This is a genomic window from Leptolyngbya sp. FACHB-711, from assembly GCF_014695615.1.
GTDB lineage: Bacteria > Cyanobacteriota > Cyanobacteriia > Elainellales > Elainellaceae > Leptolyngbya_A.
The window spans coordinates 1-8,504 of record NZ_JACJOR010000341.1 but is presented as its reverse complement, the minus strand read 5'-3'; the positions used below and the strand labels follow the sequence as shown (position 1 = coordinate 8,504).

Genomic DNA, 8,504 nt, shown 5'->3' with positions numbered 1-8,504 from the left:
AGAGTTAAACTGCGTCAGAACGTAGATCTTGTAAATTTCCGAGTTAATGCAATTACTGACTGGAATATCAATCAGCCGATATTTCCCAGCAAGGGGAACAGCAGGCTTTGCCCGAAGTTTGGTGAGCGGGTAGAGACGGGTACCAGCACCCCCACCCAGAATGATTGCTAAAACTTTTTTCACGACAACCTCTTAACCGCTGATTAACACACCATTTTTCCTCAACTACAGTGTCTAACTGTCGGTAGCAGTTGGCAATAGTCTAAAGGGATAAGATTATCCTATGGAATTTAGATTTTTCTTCAACACTGCCTTAATTCATGCAAACGCTCCTTCCCTCGCTCCCAAAAATTCTGCGTCAGCGGAGACAGCAGCTTGCTCAGCAGGTTAATTTTCCGGTTGTCCTATGGTCTGGGCGGCAGAGTTCGCGCAATTTTCCGGCAAATCACTTTCCGTTTCGCGCCAGCAGCCATTTTCTTTACTTTGCAGGGATGCCGATCGAGAATGCGGCGATTCGGCTGGAGGGCGGCAGACTGGAACTGTTTGTCGATGACCCTACCCCGGCAAGCATCCTCTGGCATGGAGAAACGGTGCGCCGGGATGAGCTAGCGGCCCAAATTGGCGCAGATGCTGCCTATCCGTTCGCGAAGCTTCAATCCAGAGTTCACGATGCGGCGACGATTCCCGTGCAAGATGCTGCCACTCAGCTTCAGCAGTCCCAGATCCTCGATCGCATGATAGCTTCGACAAACCAGCTTCAAGAGCGCGATCGATTGCTGGCAGAAGCGATCGTCCAGATCCGGCTGATCCACGATGCGGGGGCAATTGCCGAACTGCGTAAAGCCGCAGCCGTCAGCGTTGAGGCACATTGGGCAGGCATAATCGCCACGCGTCAGGCAAAAAATGAGGCACAGGTTCGCGCTGTGATGGAAAGCGTGATTCTATCGCACAATATGACCCCGGCTTACGGCAGTATTGTCACGGTTCAGGGCGAAGTGCTGCACAACGATCGCTATCACCATCCTTTGAAACCCGGCGATTTGTTGCTGGCAGACGTGGGCGCAGAGGCGGAGTCCGGCTGGGCATCGGATGTTACACGCACCTGGCCAGTTTCGGGCAAATTCTCACCGACACAGCGCGATCTGTATCAGGTGGTACTGGCAGCGCACGATCGCTGTATTGAGGCAGTTCGTCCGGGGGTGGAATATCGATCGATTCATCTGCTAGGCGCAAAGGTGCTGGCAGAAGGACTGGTCGAACTGGGCATTTTCAAAGGTCAACCCGAAGATTTGGTGGAACAGGATGCCCACGCGCTGTTCTTTCCGCACGGGATTGGGCATCTGCTCGGACTGGATGTGCATGACATGGAAGACCTCGGCGATCTGGCAGGTTATGCGCCTGGAAGAACTCGCAGCGATCGGTTTGGCTTGGGCTATTTACGGCTCGATCGAACCTTGCAGGCCGGCATGGCAGTGACGATCGAACCCGGCTTCTATCAAGTTCCGGCAATTCTCAATGACCCAGAGCGGCGTGAAACCTACCGGAATGTGGTGAACTGGGAGCGGCTCAATCAGTTTGCCGACGTGCGGGGAATTCGGATTGAGGATGATGTGCTAGTAACCGAAAACGGCTCTGAGGTGCTGACGGCTGCTTTGCCGACTCAAATTGAAGCGATCGAGCAAATGCTAGCGAACCCATAACGCGCTGTGTTGCTTAATGCTGAACCTCTAGATTTCCCGTGGAATAGGCATCGGGTCTAATCCAATAAATCAGCCGCTCACGTCCGCTCATCTTCTAGGAGTGATGCACAAGTCACACAGATACATAAGTCGCACAGATACATAAGTCGCACAGATACATAAGTCGCACAGTCGGTTCACTGCTTTTATGGATCGCTTTTATCGCACTTTTTGCATCCGCAACTGGCAACCTGCCGATCGCCAAACTGCCGCCGATCTGATTGCTTCTGTTCTCACCGAGTACGGGCTGGGATGTGAACCCTGTGGGGCAGATCAGGATGTGCTGAACGTGGAGCAAGCCTACTGGAAAACCGGGGGCGAATTTTGGGTGGTCGAGCAAGCGGATCGCCTCGTGGGGACTGCTGCCTTTTATCCGATCGCCAGGGGGAACCAGGCGGTTGAAATTCGCAAAATGTATTTGCTTCCCGCAGTGCGGGGACAGGGGCTCGGACGGTTTTTGCTGCAAGCGTTAGAAGCCACGATCGTCACCCAGGGCTATGAGGAAATCTGGATCGAAACGGCAACCGTGCTGAAGGAGGCAGTTCAGCTTTACGAAAACAGCGGTTATCAGGCTACGACAGGCGTTGAAACGGCAAGATGCGATCGAGTTTACGTGAAGCGAATCAGACAGCACTGAGCAAATTCGATGCAGTTCATTAAAAATACTTATACTCTTTTACTCTTTCTATCCAGAAGTACAAGTCTTAATCAGCAATCTTCTGTCAAAGTTAAGCTGATGAAGCGCATGGGAGATTGGGACTAATGAAACGGAATCTATTCATACTGGGACTGCCGATCGTGGCTGGACTGAGCCTGACCCTAGCAAGCTGCGGCGGCTCTGCCGAACAAGAAGGCGGACTGCAACAGCCCGGAGCAGCTCCAACCCAGATCACGGACGATGAAGAAGACAATAACGTACCGGGTAAGGTGACTGACCAGGACGAAGATGAAAACGAAGACAACGAAGACGGCGAAAACAACAACGACGAATAGGAACCTTTTGAATCGCCTGCCTCTCCCCCAGCCTAGGACGTAAGCGATCTTTTAATCCTGCCCTCTACCAGCAGATCAGACCCGATTACCCCATCGGGGGAACTGCTCTGTATCGCCTGCCACTTCACGTCTTCTAGCTCGATCGCCTCGGTCATTCGCTCGAAGCCCAGATCGCCGACCGGAGAAGGAGCCGCCGCACCGCCAATCAGCTTGGGGGCAATAAAGGCAAGGATTTTTTGCACTGACCCGTCTCGAATGGCAGCCGCCGCCAGCGTACCGCCGCATTCCCACAGCACCGAGAGGAAGCCGCGATCGAATAAATTTGCCATTACCGCAGCCGGAGAAAGATTGGGCACTTCGACCACCTCTACGCCGCGATCGCTCAGGAACTGCTGAAAATCTGGCTTTGCTCCGGCTTCGGTAAAAACAACGGTGGGGGCTTCTGTCATCTTCCAGAGTTGGGCGACTCTGGGGAGGTCGAGCGATCGGCTCATCACCACCCGCAGCGGATTGTGTCCCTGTCCGTGGCTGGTCAGCAAAGGATTATCCTGCCGAACTGTGTTGCCGCCGATAATCACTGCATCACAGCCTGCCCGCAGGAAATGCACCTGCTGCCGCGATTCGGGTCTGGTGATCCAAGCACTGTGTCCGGTGGTAGTGGCAATCTTGCCGTCTAGCGTCATCCCATACTTTAAAGTTCCCAGCGGACGCTGATGCAGAATGCGATAGATAAATGCCTCATTGAGTTGGCGACAGGCAGCTTCTTCCACGCCTACCACCACGTCGATTCCGGCATTTCGCAGGCGATCGACTCCCGCCCCTGACACTTTAGGATTGGGGTCAATCATCCCCACCACGACTCGGCTCACTTTGGCGGCAATCAGAGCATCAGCACAAGGCGGAGTGCGTCCAAAGTGGCTGCACGGCTCCAGGTTGACATACACTGTTGCTCCCTCGGCTCGATCGCCTGCCGCTCTCAGGGCAAATACTTCCGCATGGGGCTGTCCGGCTCCTGGATGAAACCCTTCCCCCACAATTTCCCCGTCTTGCACGACGACCGAACCCACCATCGGATTCGGCGCAGTTTGTCCCCTGGCTTGTCGCGCTAGCTCAAGACATCGCTGCATCGTGTGCCGATCGAGCAGATCGCCTGTATCATGAAACATCAAATCGTTTGCAGGAGGGTCTTGAGTCATCGCATTATCTGCTCCTTACTCTGGAGAGCTTTTTACTGCTCACAAAATATCTTGACGATTCTTGATAATTCTTTGATTGAAGGGAAGTGAGAATGGGCACTTTAGGGTCGTTCCAGCTCAATTGATGCAGAAGGGTTGCTGCTTGCTGATTTGAGGCACTTCCACCCAGGTTTTAACCAGCGCTCCATCCTCTTACGGCGATCGCTTTTAGCAAATCAATCTGAATCTGGCGATCGATTCTAGTTCCAGGCTGGGGCACGGCTACTCCAACGGTAGCAAGAATGGGATGAAACATCACTACTGATAGAGTTTTCTCCCGCTTAAACTCACCAAAACGATAAATCCCATGAAAATCGGGAAATCCGTATAGTAATTGAGCAAGCATTCGTTAGAATTTATCCCAATGCTGTCGCTACCCCCCAATTCCCCTTATCTTGGAACTCCCTTGATTTCTTGCCTCCTCCAACTAAACCTGCTCCGCTAAATTTACCGCTTCAATTCTCTTCTTTCCGGTCATTACTCCTTTCACAGATTCCCCAAGTTCATGACTGCTGTGCCTGCTCCTCGCCAGCCCTCCCAATCGTCTGACTTCCCTGGTGGCTCCTCGTCGCCAGCAGACATTACGCCTGTCTTTGCGCTGAAGGAGCTGGTTTCGCGGCTGCACCGGGAGCAAAACAAAATCCAGGACTTGCTGAGTTCGCTAGGGTTTGCGCTTCGCAGTTTCAAAAACCTGAACCAGTTTCTCGAACTGACGCCCCTGATTGCGGCAAGAGTTACCGATGCCGATGGGGGTGCGCTGGTGCTGTTTAAGCCTAACGGTCAAATGCGGCTGGAGCGGCTTCACTGTCAAGACAATCAGTGCCAGGATGTAAAGGTGGCGATCGAGACTGCAACCCGTCAGCTCACGGCGGTCGCTAATGCCCACTACAACGGCAAAATCACTGCAATTCCGAACCGCACTGCGACGCTGGATTATCACGTTAATCATTTCTTAGGAACCTCGGTTCAGCTTTTTGGCACGGCAATTCTGACGAAAAACGTGGAGCGAGGCAGGCTCTATGTTTTCAGCCGCGACCCCGACTACACCTGGACAGAAACCCGCCAAAAGCTGGTGCGCCTGGTCGCTGACCAAACCGCCGTAGCGATCGAAAACGACGAACTCACGGTCGAACTGCGGAAAAAAGAAAGGCTCGATCGCGAACTCGAAATCGGCGCAGAAATTCAGTATCAGCTTTTGCCGCGCCAGTGTCCGATGATCGACGGTCTATCGCTGGCGGCCCGGTGCAAAACCGCAAACCGGGTAGGCGGTGACTATTACGATTTCATCCCGGCGAAGTATGACCAGATTCGCAAAACAAAATCGGGACAAATCGAGTCAGATAAGTGGAGTGTGGCGATCGGCGATGTGATGGGCAAGGGGGTTCCCGCCGGACTGATTATGACCATGCTGCGGGGAATGCTGCGGGCAGAAGTGCTCAACGCCCACTCGCCGTCAAAGATTTTGCAGCACCTGAATCATGTGATGTATGCGGATCTGGAGAACTCTAACCGCTTCGTGACACTGTTTTACTCAGAGTACGACAAGCAGACCCGCACCCTGTCTTTTAGCAATGCTGCCCATCACCCGCCCCTGCTCTGGCAGGCAGCCACCGGAGCGATCGTCCGCCTTGACACGATCGGAATGCTGATCGGACTCGATATGGACAGCAAATACCACGAAAACAAGGTTCAGCTTCAGCCCGGAGACACCATCATCTATTACACCGATGGCTTCACCGACGCGTCAAACCAGCAGGGCGAACGCTTCGACGAGGGAAATCTGATGCGCCATTTCCAGTGGGCGTGCCGTCACTGCGAAACCCCCCAGGCAATCCTGGAATATCTCTTCGATCAGGTACAGCGTTTTGTGGGAGCCGATCGAACCAATGATGATGATATGACGCTCATTGTGATGCAGGTTAAGCCAGAGCAGAGCCAGGCGGAGGGTTAGTCTCACTCCCAGTCTGCTTACGACAGATCAGAACTTACGTTATCAACAGAACTTGCAGCAAGCTGGAATAGCAGTCATTGTTCTCGTAGCACCCAGCAATAGACTCCCTAATCTCGTTCCTCTCATAGCAAATGTTCGTGACGTGCTAGACATCATTGCTCTGGGAGAAGTAACGGAAGTTACTCAGGAAACATCAGCGTAAACAGCCACGGGAACGCGCTTATAAGCAGGAGTACCTGACTTAGGATCAATTTTTGCCTTAAAAATGACATTCACTTCCGGGTAAAACATCATTGCTGCGCCTGCTCGAATGCCGCCGAAGATAATTTCGACATTTTCCAGTTTTCCGGCATCGCCCTGGACTGTGACGCGCTGGTGTTCCTCGAACCCTGCTTTGGCTGCGTCCGATCGATTCATCAAGATACAGTTGCGGTGAGGCATTCCGCGATATTTGTCTCCTGGTTTATAAACGACGGTGTTGTGCTGCGAGTAGCTTCTGCCCGTGCCCAAAATTAAGATCATTGCCTGTTTCGTCTGAAGAATTCCAAAGTCTTGCAGCGTGGGCAGCATGAGTTGGGGAAGGGGTGTAGTAAACATTGCAGCTTTGCCGGAAGCAGTGGCAAACGTGGGCTGATCGAAGACCCGGTTGGCGATCGTAAATTCGGTTTGGGTGTCGTCCATCAAGGCGATCGCTTCATAGCCGGGAATGGTTTGGGCGATGAGTTGGCGCACGTAGCGAGTGTCCTGCAGTTTGCGCCAGTTGATGGGATTTGTACCGTGAATACGGTGGGCAATTTCGGTCAACAGTTCCACTTCGGAGATCAGGTCTGCGTCGTGCAAATGGCTTTTGCCTTCGTCGTTAAGCCGCACGAAACTGTTGCCAGATTCGGTGGTTGTTTGGTGGGGATTCTCAAAGCGGTTGAAGACAGGCAGGATCAGGGTGTTTTGCCGCGCTAATCCGTGGAAGTGCCCCAGGTTGGGCTTGGTTGCGACATAGAAAATGGTGTCGATGTTGCCGAGGGCACGTTTTGCCTGATGCAGATCGGGATTTGCCGCGTAAAAATTGCCGCCGAGACAAAGCAGCATATCGACTCGATTGTGGTCAGCGGCTTCCATCAGCGCACGAGCATCGTAGCCCTGAACGCGACTGAGCGATCGTCCAAGCAGTTTTTCTAAGGCCTGCTGAATTTCCTGCCGCAGGCGCACTGTGACGCCCATCGAGCCAAAACCCTGCACATTAGAATGTCCCCGGATTGGCATTGTGCCTGCACCCGGTTTTCCGGCATTGCCGCTTATTAAGGCAGTATTGGCGATGCTGAATACGTTATCCGTGCCGTTGCTATGGTGGGTGATGCCCATTGCCCAGGCAAAAACGACCGCTTTTGAAGTACCAATCATCTGCGCGGCAACCTGGATTTCTGCCCGATCGATTCCGCAGATAGAGGTAATGGTTTCCCAGGAAGTCGATCGCGCCTGATCTACGACCGCTTCCCACCCTTCGGTGTGTGCCTTGAGGTAATCCCACCGCACAAGGTTTTGCTCAATCAGGGCTTTTTGTATGCCTACCAACAGAGCCGTATCGCTGCCGGGAACAGGCTGAAGGTAAAGCGAAGAAATTTCTGATCCACCGCTTAAAAGCGACTTTATTGGGTAAGCAGGCGAAGCGAATTTCACCAAGCCGACTTCAATCACGGGATTGATCACAATCACCTTGCCACCCCGATCGCGGATCTGAATCAGCTCATTCATCAATCGCGGATGGTTTGCCGGAGCATTCGAGCCAATCAGCACCACACAATCGCTCTGCTTCAGGCTTTCCAGACTCACCATCGACGTACCGGAACCAAACATCTGCTTCAGTCCCACCGTGGAAGGCGCATGACACAAATCCGAGCAGTCCGCCAGATTGTTCGACCCCATTGCCCGCAGCATTAACTGCAACAAAAACGCTGCCTCATTCGACGATCGCCCGGAACTGTAGGACGCAACCCGCTCTGACGGCTGCCGAAATGCCGTTTCTGCAATGTTAAACACTTCATCCCAGGAAATGCGCTCGTAGTGCGACTGTCCCGCCCGCAAAATCACCGGAAAACTTAAACGTCCCAGGCGATCGGCTTCCAGCGAAGTGAGCCGCTGAAGTTCGGCAACACTGTACTGATCAAAGAAATGGGGCGTAAGTCCGGGCTGAAGTTCGGCAACGATCGCCTCGACGCTTTTCATACATCGCTGCACTTTTTCGCCCAGTTCGTTCGTGAAGCCGCCTTTTTGTCCGCCCGTACCCCAGGCGCAAGAGAGGCAGGCACTTTTGTGGGTCAAGGTCTGCCACAGTTTCACACCCTCTGGAGACAGCGTTTTTTCTGCCCAGTATTGAATGATGGGAAATCCGCCGCCTGCCTCAGGCACATCCGAGTCGATCGATGAAGCAGACAATGGGCCAGCTCCGGTTTCGGGCTTTGGGGCATCCATTAGCATTCACTCCAAACCGTTTACAGTGAAACGACGATTACCGCTCAGGGGGAACTGCTTCGCATCGCTCTATCTGAAAAGTAGCCGATTCCCCCCACGGACGGTAGCGTGAAAGATTAC

Annotated in this window: 8 protein-coding genes; 4 read left to right on the top strand and 4 right to left on the bottom strand. The window is 53.2% G+C overall.

Going from position 1 to position 8,504, the window contains the following annotated elements; translation table 11 throughout:
- The coding region (locus H6F80_RS14130) for a sugar phosphate nucleotidyltransferase (RefSeq protein WP_347277879.1) at window positions 1–183 on the bottom strand (183 nt) is incomplete at its 3' end.
- A gap of 137 nt (window positions 184–320) precedes the next feature.
- On the opposite strand from H6F80_RS14130, the gene H6F80_RS14125 reads away from it, so the two are divergent.
- The 3 genes from H6F80_RS14125 to H6F80_RS14115 all read left to right on the top strand — a co-directional run bounded on the left by H6F80_RS14125 (window position 321) and on the right by H6F80_RS14115 (window position 2,732).
- Window positions 321–1,700 (top strand): aminopeptidase P family protein, encoded by a 1,380-nt coding sequence (locus H6F80_RS14125; protein WP_190792174.1) that lies wholly within the window; start codon window positions 321–323, stop codon window positions 1,698–1,700.
- A 187-nt stretch (window positions 1,701–1,887) separates the two neighbouring features.
- Entirely contained in the window at window positions 1,888–2,376 is a 489-nt protein-coding gene (locus H6F80_RS14120; protein WP_190792173.1) for a GNAT family N-acetyltransferase, read from the top strand.
- A gap of 125 nt (window positions 2,377–2,501) precedes the next feature.
- Complete coding sequence (locus H6F80_RS14115; RefSeq protein ID WP_190792172.1) at window positions 2,502–2,732, top strand: hypothetical protein; 231 nt, start codon at window positions 2,502–2,504, stop codon at window positions 2,730–2,732.
- A gap of 32 nt (window positions 2,733–2,764) precedes the next feature.
- Here H6F80_RS14115 and ribD read toward each other — a convergent pair whose 3' ends face one another.
- Both ribD and H6F80_RS14105 read right to left on the bottom strand, forming a co-directional pair.
- Entirely contained in the window at window positions 2,765–3,928 is a 1,164-nt protein-coding gene (gene ribD, locus H6F80_RS14110; RefSeq protein ID WP_190792171.1) for a bifunctional diaminohydroxyphosphoribosylaminopyrimidine deaminase/5-amino-6-(5-phosphoribosylamino)uracil reductase RibD, read from the bottom strand.
- A 172-nt stretch (window positions 3,929–4,100) separates the two neighbouring features.
- Window positions 4,101–4,313: a hypothetical protein gene (locus tag H6F80_RS14105; protein ID WP_190792170.1), complete on the bottom strand. Its 213-nt coding sequence runs from the start codon at window positions 4,311–4,313 to the stop codon at window positions 4,101–4,103.
- Window positions 4,314–4,472: 159 nt separating this feature from the next.
- Between H6F80_RS14105 and H6F80_RS14100 the strand changes: the two genes are divergently transcribed.
- The gene (locus tag H6F80_RS14100) at window positions 4,473–5,918 is read left to right on the top strand and encodes a GAF domain-containing SpoIIE family protein phosphatase (RefSeq protein WP_190792169.1); all 1,446 of its coding nucleotides are present in this window, start codon (window positions 4,473–4,475) and stop codon (window positions 5,916–5,918) included.
- A 183-nt stretch (window positions 5,919–6,101) separates the two neighbouring features.
- On the opposite strand, the gene H6F80_RS14095 is transcribed toward H6F80_RS14100, so the two are convergent.
- The gene (locus H6F80_RS14095; protein ID WP_190792168.1) at window positions 6,102–8,384 is read right to left on the bottom strand and encodes an FdhF/YdeP family oxidoreductase; all 2,283 of its coding nucleotides are present in this window, start codon (window positions 8,382–8,384) and stop codon (window positions 6,102–6,104) included.
- Window positions 8,385–8,504: the final 120 nt, after the last annotated feature.

Excerpts from the sequence above, each read along its gene's own strand:
- H6F80_RS14125 (WP_190792174.1), top strand. The coding sequence starts at position 321 with ATGCAAACGCTCCTTCCCTCGCTCCCAAAAATTCTGCGTCAGCGGAGA.
- H6F80_RS14120 (WP_190792173.1), top strand. The coding sequence starts at position 1,888 with ATGGATCGCTTTTATCGCACTTTTTGCATCCGCAACTGGCAACCTGCC.
- H6F80_RS14115 (WP_190792172.1), top strand. The coding sequence starts at position 2,502 with ATGAAACGGAATCTATTCATACTGGGACTGCCGATCGTGGCTGGACTG.
- ribD (WP_190792171.1), bottom strand. The coding sequence starts at position 3,928 with ATGACTCAAGACCCTCCTGCAAACGATTTGATGTTTCATGATACAGGC.
- H6F80_RS14105 (WP_190792170.1), bottom strand. The coding sequence starts at position 4,313 with ATGCTTGCTCAATTACTATACGGATTTCCCGATTTTCATGGGATTTAT.
- H6F80_RS14100 (WP_190792169.1), top strand. The coding sequence starts at position 4,473 with ATGACTGCTGTGCCTGCTCCTCGCCAGCCCTCCCAATCGTCTGACTTC.
- H6F80_RS14095 (WP_190792168.1), bottom strand. The coding sequence starts at position 8,384 with ATGGATGCCCCAAAGCCCGAAACCGGAGCTGGCCCATTGTCTGCTTCA.